The organism is Streptomyces sp. NPDC031274, assembly GCF_055570235.1.
In genome coordinates, this window is the sequence record NZ_JBVIHP010000022.1 from 34,519 (window position 1) to 58,735 (window position 24,217).

Sequence of the window (24,217 nt, forward strand, 5' to 3'; positions counted from 1 at the left end):
CCGGGGTGCGCCGGGATCCGCCTCCCGAAAGGGATCCATGGTGTTCACCATGTGATCCCCGAGCCGCTCATCTGGACCTTTAGAACGAGTGCCGCACCGCTCATCTGAATGGGTGTCGGGCCGACTTTCGGGCGGCTCAACACGCCGCCCAACACGACCCCACCCCCGCGAAGGGCGAGGTATGGGCAACGTCTACAGTGGCGTGGTACGCGCGAGCCTTTACCGGATCTTCATTTCTGAACGTCCGACGCGGCTTGCTGGGAAGTCTCTGTCAGGGGTGTGCGTGACGGCCGTTGAATCCCGTCCAGCGGGAGCGATTGGGGCGAGCTCTGGCCCAAGCCACCGGCCGCTCGGGGCCCGTGTCATGGCGTTCGTGGCGCTGACCAAGCCGCGAATCATCGAACTCCTCCTCATCACCACCGTTCCGGTGATGTTCCTCGCCGAGCAGGGGGTGCCCGACCTGTGGCTGGTCTTCGTGACCTGCCTCGGCGGCTACCTGTCGGCGGGCGGCGCGAACGCGCTCAACATGTACATCGACCGTGACATCGACGCCCTCATGGACCGTACGTCCCAGAGGCCCCTGGTCACGGGAATGGTCAGCCCCCGCGAGTGCCTCGCCTTCGGCATCGCGCTCGCGATCGCCTCCACGCTGCTCTTCGGGCTCGTCGTCAACTGGCTGTCCGCGTGGCTCGCCCTCGGTGCCCTGCTCTTCTACGTGGTCGTCTACACGATGATCCTCAAGCGCCGCACCTCGCAGAACATCGTCTGGGGCGGCATCGCGGGCTGCATGCCGGTGCTCATCGGCTGGTCCTCGGTGACCAACTCCCTGTCCTGGGCCCCGGTCATCCTCTTCCTCGTCATGTTCTTCTGGACGCCGCCGCACTACTGGCCGCTGTCCATGAAGGTCAAGGAGGACTACGCCCGCGTGGGCGTGCCGATGCTGCCGGTCGTCGCGTCGAACAAGGTGGTCGCGCGTCAGATCGTCCTCTACAGCTGGGTGATGGTCGCCGTCTCGCTGCTGCTCCAGCCGCTCGGCTACACCGGCTGGTTCTACACAATCGTGGCGTTCGTGACCGGCGGCTGGTGGCTGTGGGAGGCGCACGGTCTGCAGAACCGCGCCAAGGCGGAGGTCACGGGCGGCAAGCTCAAGGAGATGCGGCTCTTCCACTGGTCGATCACTTACGTCTCGCTGCTGTTCGTGGCGGTCGCGGTGGATCCCTTCCTCCGCTAGGCCTGCTGGGCCTGCTGGGCCTCAAGGCCAGGTCGACGGAGTTCACAGCACAGCCCCCTGCCGCCCTTGCGGGCGGCAGGGGGCTGTCTGCTTCGAGAGCGTCGCTGTGCCGCCGCGCCCATGCGCGGCAGCTGCGTGGTCGACGCCACGGCACCCGGCCGTCGCCAGACGATCTACCCATCGGTAGCATCCTGCTCATGGCAGAGACGCAGCAGGTTGAGGACAGCAAGCAGGCCGCTCGCGCCGAGCGGAAGGCCGCCAAGCTCGCCAAGGAGATCGGCGCCTTCGCGAAGGCGCACGGCGGTGCCGAGGGGCAGGTCGCGTACATCGGGTACGAGGGCACCCGCATCGTCCTGGTCGGTGAGGACGGCGGCTGGGGCGACCTGGTGGCGCCCACCTACGCGATCGCGCAGAGCGCTGTCGAGAAGGCCGGGATCACGGTCCACGAGGACTTCGACGGTGACTTCGCGGCCAAGGTGAAGACAGGACCCTACGAGTGGTCGCGCATGGCGGGCATTCAGCTCGGCGGTCCGAGCAACGGCTGAGGGCCGCTGTTCCCGGCACTCTTTTCGGCACTGTTTCCGAGCGCGTCCGAAGGCCACACCTGATGCCCGGGTCACCCGTTAGACCGTAGGAGCACGGTCCGCCTAACGGGAGCCCGGATGATCGAAACGCCGTCCCTGGTGGACCAGTACTGCCACGGTGTGCTCCGTACGGAGCTGGGCCTCGGCACCTTCGAGGCCCACCTCGGCCGGGGCGAGGGGCCTCCCGCGCCCGGCACCACCTTCTTCGACACCCAGACGGGCTTCGCCGTACGCCGCTGGTGCCCCCCGCTGCTCGGCCTCGAACCGCACTGCCCGCCCGCCCGCTACCTCGCCCGCCGCCGCGAACTCGGCGTGCTGGAAGTGGGGCGCAGGCTGCTGCGGGGGAGCGGCATCACGACCTACCTCGTCGACACGGGGCTGCCCGGCGATCTGACCGGGCCCGGCGAGATGGCGTCCACCGGCTGCGCCGACGCCCACGAGATCGTCCGCCTCGAGCTGCTCGCCGAACAGGTGGCCGACACCTCCGGCACGGTCGACTCGTTCCTCGCCAACCTCGCCGAGTCCGTGCACGCGGCCGCCGCGCACGCCGTCGCCTTCACCTCCGTCGCGGGCGTCCGGCGCAGTCTCGCCCTGGCCCCCGAACCGCCGGGGCCCGGCGAGGTGCGGGGCGCGGCGGGCCGCTGGCTCGCCCGGCGGCAGGTGGGCGGTGCGCTCCAGGACCCCGTACTGCTCAGGCATCTGCTGTGGATCGCCGTCGCGTCCGGGCGGCCGTTGCAACTGCACGCGGGGGCCGGGGACCCGCAGGGGTACTTCGGCGGCTTCGCGCGGGCGACCGCGGGGCTCGGCACCGATCTGGTCCTGCTGCACGGCTATCCGTACCACCGCAATGCCGCGGACCTCGCGGGCGTCTTCCCGCACGTGTACGCCGACCTGGGGCCCGCCCTGGTGCGCACCGGCGCCCGCGCGGCCGCCGTACTCGCGGAGATCCTGGAGCTCGCGCCCTTCGGCAAGCTGCTGTTCTCCAGCGGCGCGCACGGTCTTCCCGAGCTGCACGTGGTGGGCGCCAGGCTCTTCGGGGAGGCGCTCGGGCGCGTGTTCGGCGGGTGGGTCACCGAGGGCGCGTGGTCGCTGCCGGACGCGCAGCGCGTGGCGGGCCTCATCGCGGCAGGCAATGCCCGCCGCGTGTACGGACTCGCGGAGGGCTGACGCGCGGAGGGGGAAGGCCTCAGACGGCCGACAGCCGGGAGTCGCCGCTCTGGGACGGGACCTCCGCCGTGCTGTACGGACGTTCACGCAGCGACAGCAGGACGCGCATCACGCCGATCCAGACCACGCACGAGCCGAACATGTGCAGGCCGACCAGGACCTCGGGCAGGTCCGTGAAGTACTGGACGTAGCCGATGGCGCCCTGGGCGAGCAGGATCAGGAACAGGTCGCGGGTGCGGTGCAGCGGGCCCTTGGGGGCGTCGACCGCCTTGAGGACGAACCACAGGGCGAACGTCAGTGTCACCACGATCCACGCGAGCACGGCGTGCAGCTTGCTGACGGTCTCCCAGTCGAAGCCCATGCGCGGCACCTCGCTGGAGTCACCGGCGTGCGGCCCGGAGCCCGTCACCACCGTGCCGACCGCGATGAGGAGCACGGTCGCCGCGACCAGGAACCACACCAGCTGCGCCACGGCCTTGCCGACCAGCGGACGTAGCTCGCCGTCGCCTTCGCGGGTGCGCTGCCACATCGTGACGGCGACCGCGATCAACGCGGTGGAGAGCAGGAAGTGCGCCGCGACCGTGTACGGGTTCAGGCCGACGAGGACCACGATGCCGCCGAGCACGGCGTTGCCCATGACCAGCCAGAACTGGATCCAGCCGAGCCGGGTGAGGCTGCGCCGCATCGGCTTCTGGGAGCGCGCCGTGATGATCGCCCAGCCGACGGCCGCGCACAGCACGTACGTCAGCATGCGGTTGCCGAACTCGATGTACCCGTGGAAGCCCATCTCGTGCGTGGCGGTGAGGGACTCGTCCGTGCACTTGGGCCAGGTCGGGCAGCCGAGGCCCGAGCCGGTCAGCCGGACGGCGCCGCCGGTGACCACGATGCAGACCGTCATCGCCAGCGAGATGAGGGCCGCGCGCTGGACGGTCCGCTGCTGCGGGGTCCAGCGTTCGGCGATGAAGGCGAGCGGATTGCGCACGGCTTGAGCGGCGTCGGCTCGGGTCACGTTTGGCACGGGCCCATCGTAGGGGGCCGCTTGTGCACGGCTTCACGAGGGGGACGTATCCGGTGCTTCTGTGACGCGAGTTACGCCCATCCCCGCTCGATTCACTCCCAGCGGAAGAACTTCCCGGCCGCCCCTAGCCCCAGCACCGCCCAGACCGCCAGGATCCCGAGGTCGCGCCACGGCATCCCCGCGCCGTCCTGGAGCACGTCCCTCAGGCCGTCGGAGAGCGCCGAGATGGGAAGCAGGCCGAGCACCGACTGGGCCGCGTCCGGGAACTTGTCCAACGGCACGATGACCCCGCCGCCCACGAGCAGGAGGAGGAAGACCAGGTTGGCGGCGGCGAGCGTGGCCTCCGCCTTCAGGGTTCCCGCCATCAGCAGGCCGAGCCCGGAGAAGGCCGCCGTGCCGAGGACGAGCAGGAGGAGTACGGCGAAGGGGTTGCCGTGCGGTGACCAGCCGAGCGCGAACGCGATCACCGTGAGCAGGACGATCTGGAGGACCTCGGTGACCAGGACCGACAGGGTCTTCGCCGCCATCAGGGCCCAGCGGGGCAGCGGTGAGGCGCCGAGCCGCTTCAGGACGCCGTAGCGACGCTCGAAGCCCGTGGCGATGGCCTGGCCGGTGAACGCCGTCGACATCACGGCGAGGGCGAGGATGCCGGGCGCGAGGAAGTCGACGGCTTCGCCCTTGCCCGTGTCGACGATGTCGACCGCGCTGAACAGGACCAGCAGGAGCGTGGGGATGACGACCGTGAGCAGCAGCTGTTCGCCGTTGCGCAGCAGCATCTTCGTCTCTAGCGCCGCCTGCGCGCCGATCATGCGGGGGAGCGGGGCGGCGCCTGGCTTCGGTGTGTACGTACCGGCGGCGCTCATCCGCGCAGCTCCTTGCCTGTGAGCTCCAAGAACACATCTTCCAGGGTGTGGCGTTCGACGGCGATCTTCTCCGGCATCACGCCGTGCTGGGCGCACCAGGAGGTGACCGTGGCGAGCAGTTGCGGGTCGATCGTGCCGCTCACGCGGTAGGCGCCCGGCGTGAGTTCGGCCGCTGCGGAGTCCGGCGGGAGGGCCTTGAGGAGGGAGCCGACGTCGAGCCCGGGGCGCCCGGAGAAGCGCAGGGTGTTCTCGGCGCCGCCGCGGCACAGCGCCTCCGGGGTGCCCTCGGCGATGACCTTGCCCGCGTCGATGATCGCGACCTCGTCCGAGAGCTGCTCGGCCTCGTCCATGTGGTGCGTGGTCAGGATGACGCTGACGCCGTCGGTGCGCAGATCGCGTACGAGATCCCAGGTGGCCCGGCGTGCCTGCGGGTCCAGGCCCGCGGTCGGCTCGTCCAGGAAGACGAGCTCGGGCCGTCCCACCACGGCCATCGCGAGCGCCAGGCGCTGCTGCTGGCCGCCGGACAGGCGCCGGTAGGTGGTGCGGCCGCAGCTCTCCAGGCCCAGGCGCTCGATCAGCGCGCCCACGTCAAGGGGGTGCGCGTGCAGCTTGGCCATGTGGCGCAGCATCTCGTCGGCGCGGGCGCCGGAGTAGACGCCGCCGGACTGGAGCATCACGCCGATGCGGGGGCGCAGCGCGCCGGCCTCGCGGACCGGGTCGAGGCCGAGGACGCGGACGGTGCCCTCGTCCGGCCTGCGGTAGCCCTCGCAGGTCTCGATCGTGGTGGTCTTCCCTGCGCCGTTCGGGCCGAGGACCGCGGTGACGGTGCCCGCGCGGACCCGGAGGTCGAGGCCGTCCACCGCGGTCTTCTTGCCGTACCGCTTGACCAGTCCTGTGACCTGGACGACGGACTCATTTCCCATGGCGGGAAGTCTAGAGAGGGGGAGGCGGGCGGCAGGCAGGGGGATGTCAGCCCGCCCACTCGGCCCGTGAGCGGTGGGTGTCCAGCCACTTCTGTGCGTAGGCGACCGCGTCGGCCACCGGGAAGAGCCGGGCCGTCGCCGCGCCCACCGTGCCCCGCACCACGGGGCGGTCCCGCTCGAAGTCCGAGCCGAGTTCGTCGAAACGCTCCTCGGAGATCGAGGTCTCGCGCACCGTGGTCCAGCGGCGCCCCTCGGGTGTCATGACCGCGAAGGAGTTCTCGACCTCGGGAGCCGGAAGCCGGTACTCGGCCAGGTGGAAGGAGGTGCAGGAGTCGAATCCCGCGCCGAGGAGCAGCACCCGGGCGCCCGATTCCTCCAGGCGGGCCAGTGGGCTTCGCTCGCCGAGTCGGCAGTCCAGCGCGTGCCCCTCCAGGAGCGCCCCCGCGCGAGGGCCGATCGCGGCGAAGGAGGTCTGCGGGTGGGCGCTGCGCAGGGCGCCGGGCCAGGTCCGTACGGTCTCGGGGATCACACCCATGGCGCGCGTGGGGGTGGTGCGCGGGTCGTACGCGGGGATGGAGGCGCGGATCTGGGGCCACCAGGACTCGGGGACGGGCGGATTTCCCCACTCGGCCGGGTCGGAATTGTCGCTGGACTGCGTGGGGACGACCAGCGTGCCCTTTTGGCCCAGTGCGTCCAGAAGTGCCTGGACGGCGGCTACGGGGCCGCCGCTGACCCACCCGATGGCGCTCAGCGAGGAGTGCACGAGGAGGGTCTCCCCGGGGCTCACGCCGAGCTCGCGCAGGTCGGCCGCGAGGGAAGCGCGCGTACACAAAGGGCCGGTCGGAGGGGGTGTCGGCATGGTCGGAGAGTCTCCTGGACCCAGCCTGTCCGCGCCACTGATTTGATCGATCAGTGATCATTTCCGCAGGTCAGCTTAGGTATGCCTAAGTGATGTACCGCACCGGGTCTTGATCCGGACGCGGGTTGTCAGTCTCTGAGGAATTACGCAACAATGGCGTTGTGAAAAACGTTGGCGAGGCTCCGCAGGAGGAACTCGCGACCGGGGAGCGCTCGACGCGCAACCGGGTCGCGCGCTCCGTCCTGGACCACGGCCCGTCCACCGTCGCCGATCTCGCGAAGCGCCTCGGCCTCACCCAGGCCGCCGTGCGCAGGCACCTCGACACACTCGCCCATGAGAACGTCGTCGAGCCCCGTGAGCAGCGGGTCTACGGCGCTCGTACGCGCGGTCGCCCCGCCAAGGTCTTCGCACTCACCGACTGCGGCCGGGACGCCTTCGACCAGTCGTACGACAAGCTCGCCGCCGACGCCCTGCGCTGGATCAGCGAGCGGCACGGCGAAGGTGCGGTCGTCGAATTCGCCCGTGAGCGGATGGCCGCCCAGGCGGTGGCCTACCGCGAGGCGGTCGAGGCGGCGCCCCCCGAGCAGCGCGCGGAGGCTCTCGCCAAGGCGTTGACCGCCGACGGGTACGCTGCTACGGCCCGCACGGCGCCAGTAGGCGAGCAGCTGTGCCAGCACCACTGCCCGGTCGCCCACGTCGCCGAGCAGTACCCACAACTTTGCGAGGCGGAGACGGAGATCTTCTCCGCCCTCCTGGGGACGCACGTCCAGCGGCTCGCCACCATCGCCCACGGCGACGGCGTCTGCACGACGTTCATCCCCCGCAACGCATCACAGTCTTCACAGACCACTGATAAAGCATCCGCAAGCACGGCCGGGAGGAACCCCGCATGACGCTCCCCACGGAGACTGCCCACCCCGAACTCGAGGGTCTGGGCACGTACGAATACGGCTGGGCCGACTCCGACGTGGCCGGGGCGTCCGCCAAGCGCGGCATCAACGAGGACGTCGTCAAGGACATCTCGGCCAAGAAGTCCGAGCCCGAGTGGATGACGAAGCTGCGCCTCAAGGGCCTGCGGCTCTTCGACAAGAAGCCCATGCCCAACTGGGGCTCGGACCTGTCGGGCATCGACTTCGACAACATCAAGTACTTCGTGCGGTCCACGGAGAAGCAGGCCCAGTCCTGGGAGGACCTGCCCGAGGACATCAAGAGCACGTACGACAAGCTCGGCATCCCCGAGGCGGAGAAGCAGCGCCTCGTCGCCGGTGTCGCGGCCCAGTACGAGTCCGAGGTCGTCTACCACCAGATCCGTGAGGACCTGGAGGAGCAGGGCGTCATCTTCATGGACACCGACACGGCGCTGAAGGAGCACCCGGAGCTCTTCAAGGAGTACTTCGGGACCGTCATCCCCGTCGGCGACAACAAGTTCGCGTCGCTGAACACCGCCGTGTGGTCCGGTGGCTCGTTCATCTACGTCCCCAAGGGCGTACAGGTCGAGATCCCGCTCCAGGCCTACTTCCGTATCAACACGGAGAACATGGGCCAGTTCGAGCGGACCCTGATCATCGTGGACGAGGACGCCTACGTCCACTACGTCGAGGGCTGCACGGCGCCGATCTACAAGTCGGACTCCCTGCACTCCGCCGTCGTCGAGATCATCGTGAAGAAGGGCGGCCGCTGCCGCTACACGACGATCCAGAACTGGTCGAACAACGTCTACAACCTGGTCACCAAGCGCGCCGTGGCGTACGAGGGCGCGACCATGGAGTGGATCGACGGCAACATCGGCTCCAAGGTGACGATGAAGTACCCCGCCGTCTACCTCATGGGCGAGCACGCCAAGGGCGAGACGCTCTCCATCGCCTTCGCGGGTGAGGGCCAGCACCAGGACGCCGGTTCCAAGATGGTCCACATGGCGCCCAACACGTCCTCCAACATCGTCTCGAAGTCCGTGGCGCGCGGCGGTGGCCGCACCTCCTACCGCGGTCTCGTCGAGATCGGCGAGGGCGCTGCCGGATCGAAGTCGAACGTCCTGTGTGACGCGCTGCTCGTCGACACGATCTCCCGCTCGGACACGTACCCCTACGTGGACGTCCGCGAGGACGACGTGTCCATGGGCCACGAGGCGACCGTCTCCAAGGTCTCCGACGACCAGCTCTTCTACCTGATGAGCCGCGGTCTGACGGAGTTCGAGGCCATGGCGATGATCGTCCGCGGCTTCGTCGAGCCGATCGCCAAGGAGCTGCCCATGGAGTACGCCCTGGAGCTGAACCGGCTGATCGAGCTGCAGATGGAGGGCTCGGTCGGCTAATTCCGCCGACCGTCCCCGCAGCGACCGACTTCTTTACCCAGAGAGAGAGCACGACGACAGCCATGGCTGAGGCTCAGAACATCCCGGTGGGCTCCACCACCGCCGGATCGATCGCGGTGGCCGCCGAGTCGACCGTCGCCACCCGCATGAGCGCTCCCCCGTCCTTCGACGTCGCGGACTTCCCGGTCCCGCACGGTCGCGAGGAGGAGTGGCGGTTCACGCCGCTGGAGCGTCTGCGCGGGCTGCACGACGGCACGGCGGTCGCCACCGGCGGCATCCGCGTCGAGGTGAGCGCCCCGGCGGGCGTGACCCAGGAGACCGTCGGCCGTGACGACCCGCGCGTGGGCAAGGCGGGCAAGCCCGTCGACCGCGTCGCCGCGCAGGCGTACTCGTCCTTCGAGAAGGCCTCGGTCGTCACCGTCCCCAAGGAGACGGTCCTGACCGACCCGATCCGCATCGCCGTGCACGGCGAGGGCGGCACCGCCTTCGCGCACCAGGTCATCGAGGTGGGCGCGTTCGCCGAGGCCCTCGTCGTCATCGACCACACCGGTGACGCCGTGCTCGCCGCCAACGTCGACTACCTCCTGGGCGACGGCGCCAAGCTCACCGTCGTCTCCGTCCAGGACTGGGACGACACGGCCGTCCACGTCGCGCAGCACAACGCCCTCGTCGGCCGCGACGCCGCCCTCAAGTCGGTCATCGTGACCTTCGGCGGCGACCTCGTCCGGCTCCACCCGCGCGTCACGTACGCGGGCACGGGCGGCGAGGCCGAGTTCTTCGGTCTGTACGTCACCGACGCGGGCCAGCACCAGGAGCACCGCCTCCTGGTCGACCACAACCAGCCGCACTGCAAGTCGAACGTCGTCTACAAGGGCGCGCTCCAGGGCGACGACGCCCACGCGGTGTGGATCGGCGACGTCCTCATCGAGGCCGCCGCCGAGGGCACCGACACGTACGAGATGAACCGCAACCTGGTTCTGACCGACGGCGCCCGTGTCGACTCCGTGCCGAACCTCGAGATCGAGACCGGCGAGATCGTCGGAGCGGGCCACGCCTCGGCGACCGGCCGCTTCGACGACGAGCAGCTCTTCTACCTGCAGTCGCGCGGCATCCCGCAGGACGAGGCGCGCCGCCTCGTCGTCCGCGGGTTCTTCGCCGAGCTGATCCAGCAGATCGGCCTGCCCGACATCGAAGAGCGCCTCCTCGCCAAGATCGAAGAGGAGCTGGAGGCGTCGGCCGCATGACATTCGTACGCGCCTGTGGCCTGAGCGAGCTGGCGGAGGACACCCCCAAGCGGGTGGAACTCGACGGCACGCCGGTCTCGGTCGTCCACACCGAGGGCGAGGTGTTCGCGATCAACGACATCTGCTCGCACGCGAACGTCTCCCTCTCCGAGGGAGAGGTGGAGGACTGTCAGATCGAATGCTGGCTGCACGGCTCCGCCTTCGACCTCCGCACCGGCAAGCCGTCCGGTCTCCCCGCGACGCGCCCCGTCCCCGTATACCCCGTAAAGATCGAAGGGGACGATGTGCTCGTCTCCCTCACCCAGGAGTCCTGAGGCACATGGCAACGCTTGAAATCCGCGACCTGCACGTCACCGTCGAGGTCGAGAACGGCACCAAGGAAATCCTCAAGGGTGTCGACCTGACCGTGAAGCAGGGCGAGACGCACGCCATCATGGGCCCGAACGGCTCCGGCAAGTCGACGCTCGCCTACTCCATCGCGGGTCACCCCAAGTACACGATCACCAAGGGCACCGTCACGCTCGACGGCGAGGACGTCCTGGAGATGTCCGTCGACGAGCGCGCCCGCGCCGGCATGTTCCTGGCCATGCAGTACCCGGTCGAGGTCCCCGGCGTCTCGGTCTCCAACTTCCTGCGTACGTCGGCGACGGCGATCCGCGGCGAGGCCCCCAAGCTGCGCACCTGGGTGAAGGAGGTCAAGGGCGCGATGGAGACGCTCCAGATGGACCCGGCCTTCGCCGAGCGCAACGTGAACGAGGGCTTCTCCGGCGGTGAGAAGAAGCGCCACGAGATCCTGCAGATGGAGCTCCTCAAGCCGAAGATCGCGATCCTCGACGAGACGGACTCCGGCCTGGACGTCGACGCCCTGCGCCAGGTCTCGGACGGCGTCAACCGCGTCCGTGAGACCGGCGATGTCGGCACCCTGCTGATCACGCACTACACGCGCATCCTGCGCTACATCAAGCCCGACTTCGTGCACGTCTTCGCGAACGGCCGCATCGCCGAGTCCGGCGGCGCCGAGCTCGCCGACAAGCTGGAGGCCGAGGGCTACGAGGCCTACACGAAGGGTGGCGCATCCGCGTGACAGTGGCCCATCAGGGGCTTTCCGGCCTCCTCGACACCGAGGCGATCCGCAAGGACTTCCCGATCCTGGATCGCAGGATCCACGACGGCAAGAAGCTCGTCTACCTGGACAACGCGGCGACCTCGCAGACGCCGCGCCAGGTGCTCGACGTACTCAACGAGTACTACGAGAAGCACAACGCCAACGTCCACCGCGGCGTGCACGTCCTCGCCGAGGAGGCCACGGCGCTGTACGAGGGCGCCCGTGACAAGGTCGCCGCGTTCATCAACGCGCCGAGCCGCGACGAGGTGATCTTCACCAAGAACGCCTCGGAGTCGCTCAACCTCGTGGCCAACATGCTCGGTTGGGCCGACGAGCCCTACCGCGTGGACCACGAGACCGAGATCGTCATCACGGAGATGGAGCACCACTCCAACATCGTGCCGTGGCAGCTGCTCTCGCAGCGCACGGGCGCGAAGCTGAAGTGGTTCGGCCTCACGGACGACGGCCGGCTCGACCTGTCCAACATCGACGAGATCATCACGGAGAAGACGAAGATCGTCTCCTTCGTCCTGGTCTCGAACATCCTGGGCACGCACAACCCCGTCGAGGCGATCATCCGCCGTGCGCAGGAGGTCGGCGCGCTGGTCTGCATCGACGCCTCGCAGGCCGCCCCGCACATGGTGCTCGACGTGCAGGCGCTGCAGGCCGACTTCGTGGCCTTCACCGGCCACAAGATGCTGGCCACGACGGGCATCGGCGTCCTGTGGGGACGGCAGGAGCTCCTTGAGGACCTGCCGCCGTTCCTCGGCGGCGGCGAGATGATCGAGACGGTTTCGATGAACTCGTCGACGTACGCTCCCGCGCCGCACAAGTTCGAGGCGGGCACGCCCCCGGTCTCCCAGGCCGTCGGCCTGGGCGCGGCCGTGGACTACCTCTCCGCGATCGGCATGGACAAGATCGCCGCTCATGAGCACGCGATCACCGAGTACGCGGTCAAGCGCCTCCTGGAGGTCCCCGACCTCCGGATCATCGGCCCGGCATCGGCCGAGGACCGCGGCGCCGCGATCTCCTTCACGCTCGGCGACATCCACCCGCACGACGTGGGCCAGGTCCTGGACGAGGAAGGCATCGCGGTCCGCGTGGGTCACCACTGCGCCCGCCCCGTCTGCCTCCGTTACGGAATTCCTGCGACCACGCGAGCGTCGTTCTATCTGTACTCCACGCCCGGCGAGATCGACGCGCTGATAGACGGCCTGGAGCACGTACGGAACTTCTTCGGCTGAGGGGCTGGCTGGGATCGTGAAGCTTGATTCGATGTACCAGGAAGTCATCCTGGACCACTACAAACACCCTCACGGGCGCGGTCTGCGCGACGGTGACGCCGAGGTGCATCACGTCAACCCGACGTGCGGCGACGAGATCACGCTGCGCGTGAAGTACGACGGGTCGACGATCGCCGACGTGTCGTACGAGGGCCAGGGCTGCTCCATCAGCCAGGCCAGCGCGTCCGTCCTGAACGACCTCCTGGTCGGCAAGGAGCTCGCCGAGGCGCAGAAGGTCCAGGAGGTGTTCCTGGAGCTGATGCAGTCCAAGGGCAAGCTGGAGCCGGACGACGCGATGGAGGAGGTCCTGGAGGACGCCGTCGCGTTCGCCGGGGTCTCGAAGTACCCGGCGCGTGTGAAGTGTGCTCTGCTGAGCTGGATGGCGTGGAAGGACGCGACGGCGCAGGCACTTGGTACCGACGACGTCGCTGAGAGGAAGACCGCATGAGCGAGAACGAGACCCTGATCAAACCGGCCTCCGAAGAGGAGGTCCGTGAGGCGCTGTACGACGTGGTCGACCCCGAGCTGGGCATCGACGTCGTCAACCTCGGCCTGATCTACGGCATCCACGTCGACGACGCGAACATCGCGACGATCGACATGACGCTCACCTCGGCGGCCTGCCCGCTGACGGACGTCATCGAGGACCAGGCGAAGTCCGCCACCGACGGCATCGTCAACGAGCTCCGGATCAACTGGGTCTGGATGCCGCCGTGGGGCCCGGACAAGATCACGGACGACGGCCGCGAGCAGCTTCGCGCGCTCGGGTTCAACGTCTGAGGCGTATGACAACAGTTCGGCCCCCCGCGCTCACCGCGCGGGGGGCCGAACTGTTTTACGGGGCGGGCTCCTCGGCCGACGAGGCCTCCACCAGTGTCCGCGCCAGGCCCTCCTTGCGGATGCGCTGGTCGATGTAGAGCACGGCGGTCACCAAGGGCAGGAACACGCTGGCGGCCAGTTGCGTGACGAACGAGCCGACCAGGCCGAACAGGGCGTACAGGACGAATTGGGAGCGCAGTTGGTCGAGTATGACCGTGGACGCGGAGGTGTCCGGGTCCACCCGGGGCGGGGCCGGCGTGGCGAACTGCAGGGGGAGACGCACCACGAGGGACACGACGACCACGATGATCCCGGCCAGCAGTGAGATGCCGAACGTGCGCCACCAGGCGCCGCGGACCAGGCGTACGGAGCGGCGCAGCGCTTGGAGCGGGCCCGCTGTCTCCAGGGCCGCGGCGGCGGGGGCGAAGGCGAAGAGGACGTACAGCCAGGCAGCCAGCGGGGTCACGATCAGGAGCAGCAGGAAGATCAGGCCGAAGGGGGCGGCCGACTGGGTCAGGACCGTGACGAAGAAGGACACGAAGAGCAGCACGCACGCGACCATCGGCAGCAGCAGGATGAAGGCGAGCAGCAGGGTCACGCCCATCACGGACGGCGTCCGTGACCACGCCCTGCGCCAGACCGCCGCGAACGTCGCCGGTCGGCCGAGCACCGCCTCGTGCAGCGTGGCCGCGCACGAGGCCTGGATGAACGAGTTGACCGCGAGCGTGGCGAGCAGGCCCACCAGCCACACCGCGCCGAACGCGATGAGCAGCGGCCTCCCGTGGCCCCAGGAGAACGACGCGTCCGCCTCGGACAGCGCCTGGAAGTGCTCACGCACACTGACGTAGGCGAGGACGCCCGTCGCGATCATGACCGCGGCGAGCAGGCCGTACGCCGCGACCGCGGTGCCGAACAGTGGCTTCGCGTACCGCCGCATCGTGGCGAACGTGCCGCCGAGGATGTGGTCGACGCCCAGCGGGGCGAGGGGTATGACGCCGGGCTTGGGCGGCGGGGGCGGTGGCGGCGCCCAGCCGCCGTTCCAGCCCCAGCCGGGCGGTGGCCCGCCATAGGGACCTTGCGGCCCTTGCGGCCCCTGCGGCCCGCCATAGGGCCCCTGCGGTCCCTGTGGCCCGCCATGAGGCGCTTGTGGTCCCCACCCCGACGTGTCCGGCATCGCTCTTGTGCTCCGTAGTTCCGTGCGGTGTCCCGCGTGCGCCCTCTGTGGCCCCCCCACAGCGATCGCGTCACCCTATCCGGTTTGATCAGCTTCGTTATGTACGACCGTACGCAGCGTTGTGTACACTCGTACGCATGGGATATGGACTGCTGGCCGGGGCGATCCTGGCGGAGGTGGCCGGGACGACGGCCATGAAGTACAGCGAAGGGTTCAGCAGACTCTGGCCCTCGCTGATCACGGTCGCGGGGTATCTGATCGCCTTCACGCTGCTCGCGCAGACGCTGAAGACGCTGTCGATGGGGACCGCCTACGCGATCTGGGCGGGCATCGGGACCGCCGCCGTCGCCGCCATCGGGATGCTGTTCATGGGGGAGTCCGCCAGCCTCGTTAAGATCTCCGGGGTCGTCCTCGTGATCGCGGGCGTCATCGTGCTCAATCTGGGAGGTGCCCACTGATGGTTCGCCGGTACGACCCCGAGCGGCGGCAGCGGATCATCGACGCGGCGATCCGGGTGGTCGGGGAGAAGGGGATCAAGGGGCTCAGCCACCGGTCCGTCGCCGCCGAGGCCGATGTGCCGCTCGGGTCGACCACCTACCACTTCAAGACGCTCGACGAGCTGATGGTGGCGACGCTCCGGCAGGCCAACGAGGGGTTCGCCAAGGTCGTCGCCGGGAGGGGCGCGCTCGAGGATCCGCGCGCCGATCTCGCCGGTGAGCTCGCCGCGCTGCTCGGGGACTGGCTCGGCGGAGACCGCGCGGCCGTCGAGCTGGAGTACGAGCTCTATCTGGCCGCCCTGCGCAGGCCCGCCCTGAAGCCCGTCGCCGCCGAGTGCGGCGTGGAGCTCGGCGAGGTCCTGGAGCAGCGCACCGATCCCGTCACCGCGCGGGCGCTCGTCGCGCTCATGGACGGGATCTGCCTGGAAGTGCTGCTCACGGACGCGCGGTACGACGAGGCGTACGCCCGCGAGGCCTTCAGCAGGCTTGTTCCGTCGAGCCGATGACCGGTCGATGACCCGACGACGCCAAGTCGATGGCAAGTCGATGAGCGCGGCCCCCGACGGGCCTCCGACGGCCCCCCGACAGTCTTCCGATGGACCGCCGCGCCGGGGCCCGGTCCCTGAGACCGGTTCGCCCGCGCGCCGCACCGCCGGTTAGGTTTTCCCCATGACCGACACGAACGCTTCCCGCACCACCGGCGCCGTCGCCGCAGGCCTCGCCACCGTCACCGCCGACGGCACCGTTCTCGACACCTGGTTCCCCGCGCCCGAGCTCGTCGCCGAAGCGGGCCCCGCAGGCACCGAGCGGCTCACCGCCGAGCGCGCCGTGCAGCTGCTCGGCGACGGCGCGGCCAAGGCCATCGGCCCGGACGCCCGCCGTGGCGTGGAGATCGTCGCTGTACGTACGGTCATCGCGTCCCTCGACGAGAAGCCGGTCGACGCCCACGACGTCTACCTGCGGCTGCACCTGCTCTCGCACCGCCTGGTCAAGCCGCACGGCGTGAGCCTCGAAGGACAGTTCGCCTTCCTCGCCAACGTCGCCTGGACCTCGCTCGGCCCGGTCGCCGTCGACGACGTCGAGAAGGTCCGGCTCAACGCCCGCGCCGAGGGCCTGCACCTCTCGGTGACCTCCATCGACAAGTTCCCGCGCATGACGGACTACGTCGCGCCGAAGGGCGTCCGGATCGCCGACGCCGACCGCGTACGGCTCGGCGCGCACCTCGCCGCGGGCACGACCGTGATGCACGAGGGCTTCGTGAACTTCAACGCGGGGACGCTGGGCACCTCCATGGTCGAGGGCCGCATCTCCGCGGGTGTCGTCGTCGGTGACGGCTCCGACATCGGCGGCGGCGCCTCCACGATGGGCACCCTCTCCGGCGGCGGCAACGTCCGCATCGTCATCGGCGAGCGCTGCCTCATCGGCGCCGAGGCGGGCGTGGGCATCGCGCTCGGCGACGAGTGCGTCGTCGAGGCCGGTCTCTACGTCACCGCGGGGACCCGGGTGACCATGCCCGACGGGCAGATCGTCAAGGCCCGCGAGCTCTCCGGCGCCTCGAACATCCTCTTCCGCCGCAACTCGGTCACCGGCGCCGTCGAGGCCCGCCCGAACAACGCGGTGTGGGGCGGCCTGAACGACGTGCTGCACAGCCACAACTGATCACCGCCACACCGAAGAGCGCCCTCCGGCCCCCGGAGGGCGCTCTTCGCGTCGTGCCCTGCGTATGCTGCCCTGCCACGCGTGCGTGTGCCGCGTGGGACGACGGGAGAGCGACATGCAGCGAGCGGGTATCCGGGCCCTGGCCCTGAGTGGAGTGGCGGCACTCGGTCTTGTCGCCGCGTGCGGTGAGAGCGCCGGGCGGAGCCAGGACGCCGGCGCCGGGGCGGCGCAGCAGGTGAGCCGGGCCTCCACGGGCGACCACCGCTATCCGCTGGAGAAGAGCGACATCCACTGGAGCGGCAGCCCGAGCCCGTTCAACGCGCAGGTCAAGCTCCCCGACGGGCGTCGCGTGGCCATGCACTACATGAAGGGCAAGGGGCTCCTCGTGCAGGACTACAGCCCCAAGGCCAAGGGATGGTCCAAGTCGGCCCTCGTCCACAAGACCAGGACCGACGCCTGCCAGGGGATCACGCTCAAGGCCAAGGACGGCACCGTCGCCGCCTTCGGGGACTTCGGCGTGTACTGCGCGGACGGTGAGCCGCCGACCGAGTCGGTCGCCGCGGTCGCCACCGGCCCGCTGACGAAGTGGGCCACGCACCTCACGAAGAACTTCGACGGCTGGGAGAAGATCGCCGTCGCCACCGGGGGAAAGAAGGTCACGTTCAGCCGGGGCGCCGACAAGCTCCTGTGGACCAAGGCCGCGGGCTTCCCCGCCGCGAGCTGAATCCCGGGCACAGGCATAGCGGGGGGCACCACGGACCGTCTACCTGCGTGAGGGGGGTACCAGGCCCACCAGGGAGCGAAGGTGACGATGGATGCCCAGGCTCAGGAGAGCTTCCGGGACTTCGTGGAGACCCGGACACCGGCGCTGCTGAAGACCGCCGTCCTGCTCAGCGGCGGGGACCGGCACGCGGCCGAGGACCTGTTGCAGAACGCGCTGGTCAAGGCCGCGGGCCGCTGGCAGCGGATCGACGACCCGGAGGCGTACGTCCGGCAGATCCTCTACCGGCAGCAGGTCAGCCGCTGGCGCCTCAAGTGGCCGCGGCGCGAACTGGCCGTCGCCGAACCGCCGGAGAGCGCCGTACGGGACGGTGCGGGCGCCGCCGAGCTGCGGATCGTGATGCGGGCGGCGCTCGCCCGGCTCACCGTGCGGCAGCGCACCGTACTGGTCCTGCGCTATTTCGAGGATCTCCCGGAGGCCGACGTGGCCCGGCTCCTGGGCTGCTCGGTCGGCACCGTGCGCAGCACCACGCACCGTTCGCTCGCCAAGCTGCGCGGCCTCGCCCCTGAACTGGCGGCGCTGGACGGGCCGGGCCCCGGCGCCGGCCGGCAGCTGTCCCGCGACCACCTGCCCGTGTCGTCCGTGGAGGTACAACCGTGAACGTGGAAGAGCTGGTGCGTGATGCGCTCCGGGAGCAGGCGGACGACGGCGTACGGCCCCCGGCCGGGTTCGCCGACCGGGTGCTGACCGTCAGGCGGCGCCGCAGGACCCGGACCGTCGCGGGTCTCGCGGTCGCGACGGCCGCGGTGATCGCCGCCGCGGTGGCCGTGCCCGCGCTCGACTCGGGCGGCGAGGACGTACGCCCGGCGAGCGACAGTCAGACCGCCGACGTCGTCGCCCACCCCGACCAGTCCCCGCCACGGGACCTGATCGCGGCGGGCAACACCGCGCTGGCGGCGTTCTACACGATCGGAACCACCGATCAGCCGAACGGCGACCAGCTCGTCACCCGCACCTACGGGCTGCTCGATCAGAAGAGCGGAAAGTACGAGAAGGCATCCAAGGAGTGGGCCTGGATCGACGTCGCGCCCGGCATGCGGACCGCGGCCGTCCTGGAGGGCGAACTCCCCGCCCGGCGCATCGGCGTCCTCGACCTGATCACCGGCAGGGTGGAGCGCTGGATCCCGGTCAAGCACCCCGTGGCGGGCGTCAGTTGGTCCCCCGACGGCAGCAAGCTGGTCGCCACCGCGTACAGCGAGAACCCCGACCGCCTCATCGACGTGCCCGGCGTCAGCGCGGAGAGCGAGCCCCAGCCGCACGGCAGCCGGACCGGGTTCTACGTCGTCGACGCCGGGTCGGGCGAGACGGGCACCTTCCGCGAACTGCCGCAGAAGGGCGACAACGAGTTCGGCTCCTTCGACGGCAACCCGCGCCAGGACCTGGAATGGAGCCACGACGGCAAGCTGCTCGACGCCGAGAACCGCGCCTGGTACACGCTGAAGGGCGACAAGGCGAAGGCGCCCGCCGCCGAGAAGTACGCGGGCTGGTCCGAGGCGGGCCTGTCACCCGACGGCAAGCTGCTCGCCACGGACGGCGACGAGAAGGGGGCGCCGGTCCGCGACTCGAGGACCGGCGAGGAGATCACGAAGGTGCCGGGGCAGCAGTTGCTCGCCTGGGTCGACAACAAGCGGCTCATCGCGTGGGGCTGCGACCCGAAGAAGTGCAGCGGCGAGAACGAGTTCCGCAATCAGCTCCTGCTGGTGACCGTCGGCAGCGAGAAGGCCGTGCCGCTCAGCGGCTTCCGCAAGGCCTCGTCGACCTACCCGGGCCGCTGGTCACCCGTGTTCGCCGGGCGCTGACACCGGCTGCGCCCGCCGCAGCGCCTCGAACGCGGCGAGCAGCCCGTCGGTCGCCTCGCGGCCGGCGGGGCGCAGCGGTGCGCGGACGGGGCCGCCGGGCAGACCGAGCGCGCCGAGCAGTGCCTTGGTGGTGACTGTGCCCGGGAGGCCCGAGCCCATCATCAACTCGATGAGGGCGATGGCCTGTCGCTGAAGTCGCCGCGCCTCGGCCGTGTCGCCCGCGTCGAACGCGTCGATGATCGAGCGGAGGTGACGCGGCACGACGTTGGACACGGTGCTGATGTATCCGACGCCGCCCACCGCGTACAGCGCCAGGATGAGTTCGTCGCAGCCCGTGTAGTACGCCAAATCGGTCTGGGACAGTACCTTCTGAGTGCCCATCAGGTCGTACGCGCAGTCCTTCACGGCGACGATCCGCGGGTGCTCCGCGAGCCGCGTCATCGTCTCCGGCTCGATGCGGGTCCCGGTGCGCCCCGGGATGTCGTACAGCGCGACCGGGAGCCCCGAGGCCTCGGCGACCTCGAGGAAGTGCGCCTCGACGGCGTCCTGTGGCGGCTTGCTGTAGTAGGGCGTGACCACCAACAGGGCGTCCGCGCCCGCCTTTTCGGCCCGCAGCGCCATCTCGACGGTGTGCCGCGTCGCGAAGCTGCCGACGCCCGCGACGATCGTGGCCCGGTCGCCCACCGCCTCGGCGACCGCCCGTACGAGCGTGGCCTTCTCGTCGTCGGACGTGGTGGGGGACTCGCCGGTGGTGCCGGAGAGCACGATCCCGTCGCAGCCTTCGGCCACCAGGCGCTCGGCGAGCAGCTGGGCGCCGTCGAGGTCGAGCAGGCCGTCGTCCGTGAAGGGCGTGACCATCGCGCAGAGGGCGCGGCCGAGAGGGGGAGGCGCCGATGAGGGAGAGGAGAGGGAGGAGGGGGAGGTCATGGCAGGCGTCATGGGGGAGGTCATGGAGGCAGTGTCGGTACGCCGACGCTGAAGCTCCACTTAAATCTGCTACGAGATATGCGACAGGAACGCTACGAGGTGCCGGTGAGCGGGGCGGAGCAGGCCGCTGGAGCAGGCCGGATTTCAGTGCCCACTCGCCCCCGTATGCGCCACCATGGGTGGACGGTATTCGACGGGTGGCCGCGTCGTGGCGGCCGGTTCACAGGAGGCGTCATGAGGCTGGGCAAAGCACTCGCCACCGGGATCGCCGAGGAAGCTCCGCAGGATCGGCCGCGGCGACAAGATCTTGAGCGGCGGCAGCAGCAGCGGCAGCAGCACGCGGAGCCGGAGCCCGAAGGAGCGGTGCCCGCCGAGCAACCGACGGCGGACCAGTCGACGGCCGAGCAGCCGACGGCCGAGGCCCCGGCAGTCCGATGAGGCTGCGGCTCCCCGCGGAACGCCCGAAGGAGCCGCCGACCGGATACAAGATCGCCCGCTTGGCCCTGTCCCAGGACGGGGCCAGGGCCGGGTTCACCGGCATCTCTCTGGGCGCGGCCCTGCCCTACGGCGCGCTCGACGCGGCCCGCTGCGTCTACGGGCGACGGCACGCGGCCCCACACCGCCGCTGCGACTGCGGCTTCCACTGCGTCCACGAGCGCGGCGCGGCGGAGGCTCTCCTGTGCACCGGCGAGCACCGCGGGGCCGCGCTCCTCGAAGTGACGGTGCTCGGCGCGTACATCCGCTTCGAACGCGGCTTCCGGTACGCGCGGCAGCGGGTGCGGGCGGTGACGGTGCGGCCGTGCGGATGCGGCGCGCGGGCCTCGGTCCTCGCGGACGCCGGGTGGGGCAGGCCGGGGTGGCGCGTGATCGAGGGGATGTGCGGTTTCTGCGTAGGCAGGCGTATGTCGCTGCGGTTCACGGAGTTCGCCCGCCTCGCGGGTGAGGGACTCACGGTCACCGCGGCGCGCCCCGATTCCGTGCCGGGGTCTCCCGCCGAGGCCATGGGGGTGCCGGAGCTGCTCGCCGAGGCGGCGCTGCTGCAGGCGCGACTCGACCTGTTCCAGGGCGAGTTGGCCCGACTTGCGGGGGAGCAGAATAGCTGACGGAGGCTGTTCCTCCGGGGATGCTTGGAGGGCTGGCTCGAATCCGGGGAGGGCTGGCCCGAATCCGCCGTGCCGCGCAACCGGCGCACCGCACAGAACGGCGCGGCACAGCACCCCCTAAGGAGTCGCCATGGCCACCGGCAAGGAGTTTGAAATCGAGCGGGAGTTCGAGGTCGATGCCTCTCCTGCCGAGGTCTGGGAGGCGCTCACCACCGGCACGGGCGGCTGGCTGTGGCCCATGGAGTACGAGCCCCGCGAAGGCGGCACCGCCCCCTTCGGCGGCACGGTCACCCGCTGGGAGCCACCCCACCGCCTCACCGGCCGCGTCGAGAACCCCGAAGGCCTCCCGCCGGGCCACGTCCGCAATCAGCTCGACCTCGCCGTCGAGCCCCGCGACGGAGGCCGCCGCTCCTGGATCCGCTACGTGCACAGCGGCGTCCTCACCGGCGACTGGGACAGCCAGTACGACGGAGTCGGCAAGCACACCGACTTCTATCTGCACACCCTGCGCCAGTACCTGACGTACTTCCGGGGCCTCGCCGTCACCTTCACCACCCTCGAAGGGCCCGCCCCCTCCACCGCCCCGGACGCCTTCGCCAAACTGGGCCGCCGCCTGGGCCTCCCCGACGACGCGTCCGAGGGCGCCCGCGTACGCGTGGACGCCCCCGGTAAACCCCTCGACGCGATGATCGACTTCCGCAGCCGGCACTTCATAGGCCTGCGCACGGACACCGCGCTCTACCGCTTCCTCGGCCGCAACCACTTCGGTGCCCCCGTGTGCGTCAGCATCCACGACTTCGCCCCGCAGGCGGACGCCAAGGGCACCGAACTCGCCTGGCGGGACTGGCTGCTCAGGCTCTACGCGTGAAGTTCCATGCGTGAAGTTCCACGTGTGAAGGTCCACGCGTGACGAGGGAACGCTACGGCCGGAACCGCAGCACCTGCGGATCGTGGTCGCTGTTCTGCTCCGCGAACTCGGCGTTGATGTGCACGCTGTCGTACGAGAAGCCGCCCTTACCCGCGCCACCCACCCCGGGACTGGTCAGGATCTGGTCGAGGACCTGGGTGTTCCCCTGGTAGACGTACGAGTAACGCTCCGAACGGGGAAGAGACTTGACGGCGGACTTCAGCGCGCCACCCGCTTCGAGCGCGGCAGTCGTCGCCGAGAACTCGAAGTCGTTCACGTCCCCCACGACCACCACGTCCGCGTTCTTCTGCACCTTGCGGACGTCGCGCACGAAGGAGTTCACCGCCTGCGCCTGCCGCACCCGCTTCTCCTCCGACGACCGCACCGGGGGCTGATGCCGCGACACGAGACTCTCGTCGCCGCCCTTCGACCCGAAGTGGTTGGCGACCACGATCACGCTCCGCCCACGGAAGACGAACTCACCGGCCAGCGGCTTGCGGCTGTCCGCCCACGCGGTGTTCGTGGGGTCGACGCGACCGGGGGAGAGGGTCAGTGCCGCGCGCCCGCCGGAGGAACGTACGGCACTCGTGCCCGTCGTCGCGTCCCCGTGGCCGCGGTCCGTGAAGGAGACCCGCTCGGGGTTGAAGAGGAACACCTGGCGGATGTTCCCGCCCGGCTCTCCGCCGTCCTTGTTGTTCTGCGGGTCGATGGACCGCCACGCGTACCGCGGACCGCCCGCGGCGACGATCGCGTCCGTGAACTTCTTCAGGGTCGCCTCCGCCGAGACGGTCCCGTCGTTCTTCGCGCCGTTGTCGTCCTGGATCTCCTCAAGGGCGAGGATGTCGGGCGAGGCGAGATTCGAGACGACGGCCCCCGCGAGCGCGTCGAACTTCGTCTGCGGATCAGTGGGGTCGAGGTTCTCCACGTTGTACGTCGCCACAGCGAGCTCACGCTTGGCCTGCCGCCGCGTCTTCTCGCGCTCAAGGCCCTTGTCCGTGACCTTGCCGAGCGTCCGCGCGGCCAGCGTGTAGCCGCCGAACTGGTTGAAGTCCAGCGGCCCTTCGGCGCCGCCGGACAGCGCGTCACCGACGTTCGCCTTCGGGAAGGGCTGCTCGGAGAGCGGAGCGAGCTGCTGGATCTGGAGGCGCCCGGTGTTCTGGTCGGCGTAGGACTCGTACACCGTGCCGCCGCGCCGGTTCGGGTTCTCGTGCGGCTTCACGGTGATCCACAGCTCCGCGTAGGGATCCGTGGCACCGACCACGCGCGAGGTGCCGACGCGTACGTTCATGCCCTCGAGGGACTCGTAGAGGTCCAGGGCGTACGCGCGGGGCTCGAGGCGGAGCGCGTCGATGCTGCCGCCGTCCGCGGGGTCGCCCGCGGGCGCGTACGCGGAGGGCACCGACTTGGCGTTCACCGTGACGGGCGCGGGCAGCGCGTTGCCGGACGACTCGACCGTCACCGTCGGCTTCGTGAGCTGGGTCAGGGACTGGTTGCCGGACGCCTCGCCGCCCGGAACGTACTCGCTGACCGTCCCCGAGACGCGGACCGCGTCACCGGCCCGCACGGTCGGGGCGGCGGAGCCGGTGTAGACGAAGACGCCCTCGCTGGTCGCGGGGTCGCCGTCGCCCTTCGGGTCCTGGATCCAGAAGCCCTTCGAGCCGTACGAGCGGACGCCGGTCACGATGCCCGTGACGTCCGTGACCTGCCGGCCCGCGAGGGGCGAGAGGCGGGTGGTGCCCTGGATGTCGTGGACGCGCACCTCGGCGGCGGACGCGGACGAGGAGCCCGCTGCGAGGAGACCGGCCGCGAGGGCGGTGGCCACGACGGTGGAGACGGCGGCGGATCTCACGGTGGGCCGGGCGGCACGGGATATGTACGGCATGGAGAGACTCCGGATGAGGGTGAGTGCGTGTATGAGGGGTGAGCACGTGTGGAGCGGGCGGAGCGGACCGGCGGGTGCCCG

General features: G+C 70.1%; 27 protein-coding genes. 20 read left to right on the forward strand and 7 right to left on the reverse strand.

The features are described 5' to 3' along the window. Positions 1–277 precede the first annotated feature (277 nt). From ACZ5CR_RS30525 to ACZ5CR_RS30535, 3 genes are all read left to right on the forward strand, one after another. Positions 278–1,231 (forward strand): heme o synthase, encoded by a 954-nt coding sequence (locus ACZ5CR_RS30525; RefSeq protein WP_468863287.1) that lies wholly within the window; start codon positions 278–280, stop codon positions 1,229–1,231. A gap of 197 nt (positions 1,232–1,428) precedes the next feature. Further along, positions 1,429–1,776, forward strand: coding sequence for a hypothetical protein (locus tag ACZ5CR_RS30530; RefSeq protein WP_468863289.1), 348 nt, complete (start codon positions 1,429–1,431; stop codon positions 1,774–1,776). Between the two features lie 117 nt (positions 1,777–1,893). Continuing rightward, on the forward strand, positions 1,894–2,982 hold the full coding sequence (locus tag ACZ5CR_RS30535; RefSeq protein ID WP_468863292.1) for an amidohydrolase family protein: 1,089 nt from the start codon (positions 1,894–1,896) through the stop codon (positions 2,980–2,982). A gap of 19 nt (positions 2,983–3,001) precedes the next feature. Here ACZ5CR_RS30535 and ACZ5CR_RS30540 read toward each other — a convergent pair whose 3' ends face one another. The 4 genes from ACZ5CR_RS30540 to ACZ5CR_RS30555 all read right to left on the reverse strand — a co-directional run bounded on the left by ACZ5CR_RS30540 (position 3,002) and on the right by ACZ5CR_RS30555 (position 6,645). Continuing rightward, positions 3,002–3,991 (reverse strand): COX15/CtaA family protein, encoded by a 990-nt coding sequence (locus ACZ5CR_RS30540; RefSeq protein WP_468863576.1) that lies wholly within the window; start codon positions 3,989–3,991, stop codon positions 3,002–3,004. A 101-nt stretch (positions 3,992–4,092) separates the two neighbouring features. Continuing rightward, positions 4,093–4,863, reverse strand: coding sequence for an ABC transporter permease (locus ACZ5CR_RS30545; RefSeq protein ID WP_468863294.1), 771 nt, complete (start codon positions 4,861–4,863; stop codon positions 4,093–4,095). Continuing rightward, positions 4,860–5,786: an ABC transporter ATP-binding protein gene (locus ACZ5CR_RS30550; RefSeq protein WP_389910256.1), complete on the reverse strand. Its 927-nt coding sequence runs from the start codon at positions 5,784–5,786 to the stop codon at positions 4,860–4,862. The genes ACZ5CR_RS30545 and ACZ5CR_RS30550 overlap by 4 nt, the downstream gene beginning before the upstream one ends. Positions 5,787–5,832: 46 nt before the next feature. After that, on the reverse strand, positions 5,833–6,645 hold the full coding sequence (locus ACZ5CR_RS30555; protein WP_468863296.1) for an AAC(3) family N-acetyltransferase: 813 nt from the start codon (positions 6,643–6,645) through the stop codon (positions 5,833–5,835). A 161-nt stretch (positions 6,646–6,806) separates the two neighbouring features. Here ACZ5CR_RS30555 and ACZ5CR_RS30560 point away from each other — a divergent pair, with 161 nt between their 5' ends. The 8 genes from ACZ5CR_RS30560 (at position 6,807) to ACZ5CR_RS30595 (ending at position 13,368) form a co-directional block, all read left to right on the forward strand. After that, on the forward strand, positions 6,807–7,538 hold the full coding sequence (locus ACZ5CR_RS30560; RefSeq protein WP_468863298.1) for a helix-turn-helix transcriptional regulator: 732 nt from the start codon (positions 6,807–6,809) through the stop codon (positions 7,536–7,538). Further along, complete coding sequence (sufB, locus tag ACZ5CR_RS30565; protein ID WP_468863300.1) at positions 7,535–8,956, forward strand: Fe-S cluster assembly protein SufB; 1,422 nt, start codon at positions 7,535–7,537, stop codon at positions 8,954–8,956. The genes ACZ5CR_RS30560 and sufB overlap by 4 nt, the downstream gene beginning before the upstream one ends. A 62-nt stretch (positions 8,957–9,018) precedes the next feature. After that, a complete protein-coding gene (sufD, locus tag ACZ5CR_RS30570) occupies positions 9,019–10,200 on the forward strand; it encodes a Fe-S cluster assembly protein SufD (RefSeq protein WP_468863303.1) in 1,182 nt (393 codons plus the stop codon). Further along, positions 10,197–10,514, forward strand: a complete 318-nt coding sequence (locus ACZ5CR_RS30575) for a bifunctional 3-phenylpropionate/cinnamic acid dioxygenase ferredoxin subunit (protein WP_389910270.1) — start codon at positions 10,197–10,199, stop codon at positions 10,512–10,514. Before sufD ends, ACZ5CR_RS30575 begins: the two co-directional genes overlap by 4 nt. 5 nt (positions 10,515–10,519) lie before the next feature. Beyond that, the gene (gene sufC, locus ACZ5CR_RS30580; RefSeq protein ID WP_468863305.1) at positions 10,520–11,284 is read left to right on the forward strand and encodes a Fe-S cluster assembly ATPase SufC; all 765 of its coding nucleotides are present in this window, start codon (positions 10,520–10,522) and stop codon (positions 11,282–11,284) included. Next, on the forward strand, positions 11,281–12,549 hold the full coding sequence (locus tag ACZ5CR_RS30585; protein WP_389910274.1) for a cysteine desulfurase: 1,269 nt from the start codon (positions 11,281–11,283) through the stop codon (positions 12,547–12,549). The genes sufC and ACZ5CR_RS30585 overlap by 4 nt, the downstream gene beginning before the upstream one ends. A 16-nt stretch (positions 12,550–12,565) precedes the next feature. Further along, positions 12,566–13,036 carry a Fe-S cluster assembly sulfur transfer protein SufU gene (gene sufU / locus ACZ5CR_RS30590; protein ID WP_160504341.1) on the forward strand — a complete coding sequence of 157 codons (471 nt, stop codon included), beginning with the start codon at positions 12,566–12,568 and terminating at the stop codon, positions 13,034–13,036. After that, entirely contained in the window at positions 13,033–13,368 is a 336-nt protein-coding gene (locus ACZ5CR_RS30595; RefSeq protein WP_468863308.1) for a metal-sulfur cluster assembly factor, read from the forward strand. Before sufU ends, ACZ5CR_RS30595 begins: the two co-directional genes overlap by 4 nt. A gap of 55 nt (positions 13,369–13,423) precedes the next feature. On the opposite strand, the gene ACZ5CR_RS30600 is transcribed toward ACZ5CR_RS30595, so the two are convergent. Beyond that, a complete protein-coding gene (locus ACZ5CR_RS30600) occupies positions 13,424–14,581 on the reverse strand; it encodes a DUF7847 domain-containing protein (protein WP_468863311.1) in 1,158 nt (385 codons plus the stop codon). A gap of 137 nt (positions 14,582–14,718) precedes the next feature. On the opposite strand from ACZ5CR_RS30600, the gene ACZ5CR_RS30605 reads away from it, so the two are divergent. From ACZ5CR_RS30605 to ACZ5CR_RS30630, 6 genes are all read left to right on the forward strand, one after another. After that, entirely contained in the window at positions 14,719–15,039 is a 321-nt protein-coding gene (locus tag ACZ5CR_RS30605; RefSeq protein ID WP_383277776.1) for a DMT family transporter, read from the forward strand. Continuing rightward, complete coding sequence (locus ACZ5CR_RS30610) at positions 15,039–15,584, forward strand: TetR/AcrR family transcriptional regulator (RefSeq protein ID WP_468863314.1); 546 nt, start codon at positions 15,039–15,041, stop codon at positions 15,582–15,584. Before ACZ5CR_RS30605 ends, ACZ5CR_RS30610 begins: the two co-directional genes overlap by 1 nt. Before the next feature lie 163 nt (positions 15,585–15,747). Then, entirely contained in the window at positions 15,748–16,737 is a 990-nt protein-coding gene (gene dapD, locus ACZ5CR_RS30615; protein ID WP_468863316.1) for a 2,3,4,5-tetrahydropyridine-2,6-dicarboxylate N-succinyltransferase, read from the forward strand. 115 nt (positions 16,738–16,852) lie between these two features. Next, positions 16,853–17,461, forward strand: coding sequence for a hypothetical protein (locus tag ACZ5CR_RS30620; RefSeq protein WP_468863319.1), 609 nt, complete (start codon positions 16,853–16,855; stop codon positions 17,459–17,461). A gap of 87 nt (positions 17,462–17,548) precedes the next feature. Further along, positions 17,549–18,118, forward strand: a complete 570-nt coding sequence (locus tag ACZ5CR_RS30625; protein WP_468863579.1) for a SigE family RNA polymerase sigma factor — start codon at positions 17,549–17,551, stop codon at positions 18,116–18,118. Beyond that, the gene (locus ACZ5CR_RS30630) at positions 18,115–19,317 is read left to right on the forward strand and encodes a WD40 repeat domain-containing protein (RefSeq protein WP_468863321.1); all 1,203 of its coding nucleotides are present in this window, start codon (positions 18,115–18,117) and stop codon (positions 19,315–19,317) included. Before ACZ5CR_RS30625 ends, ACZ5CR_RS30630 begins: the two co-directional genes overlap by 4 nt. On the opposite strand, the gene dapA is transcribed toward ACZ5CR_RS30630, so the two are convergent. After that, positions 19,294–20,256 carry a 4-hydroxy-tetrahydrodipicolinate synthase gene (gene dapA, locus ACZ5CR_RS30635; RefSeq protein WP_468863581.1) on the reverse strand — a complete coding sequence of 321 codons (963 nt, stop codon included), beginning with the start codon at positions 20,254–20,256 and terminating at the stop codon, positions 19,294–19,296. The two genes, ACZ5CR_RS30630 and dapA, sit on opposite strands and share 24 nt — an antisense overlap. Before the next feature lie 222 nt (positions 20,257–20,478). Between dapA and ACZ5CR_RS30640 the strand changes: the two genes are divergently transcribed. From ACZ5CR_RS30640 to ACZ5CR_RS30650, 3 genes are all read left to right on the forward strand, one after another. Next, the gene (locus ACZ5CR_RS30640; protein ID WP_468863323.1) at positions 20,479–20,682 is read left to right on the forward strand and encodes a hypothetical protein; all 204 of its coding nucleotides are present in this window, start codon (positions 20,479–20,481) and stop codon (positions 20,680–20,682) included. After that, entirely contained in the window at positions 20,679–21,347 is a 669-nt protein-coding gene (locus ACZ5CR_RS30645; protein ID WP_468863326.1) for a hypothetical protein, read from the forward strand. Before ACZ5CR_RS30640 ends, ACZ5CR_RS30645 begins: the two co-directional genes overlap by 4 nt. Positions 21,348–21,477: 130 nt before the next feature. Next, on the forward strand, positions 21,478–22,215 hold the full coding sequence (locus tag ACZ5CR_RS30650) for an SRPBCC family protein (protein WP_468863328.1): 738 nt from the start codon (positions 21,478–21,480) through the stop codon (positions 22,213–22,215). Between the two features lie 52 nt (positions 22,216–22,267). Here ACZ5CR_RS30650 and ACZ5CR_RS30655 read toward each other — a convergent pair whose 3' ends face one another. Further along, positions 22,268–24,136, reverse strand: coding sequence for an endonuclease/exonuclease/phosphatase family protein (locus tag ACZ5CR_RS30655; protein ID WP_468863330.1), 1,869 nt, complete (start codon positions 24,134–24,136; stop codon positions 22,268–22,270). Positions 24,137–24,217 lie beyond the last annotated feature (81 nt).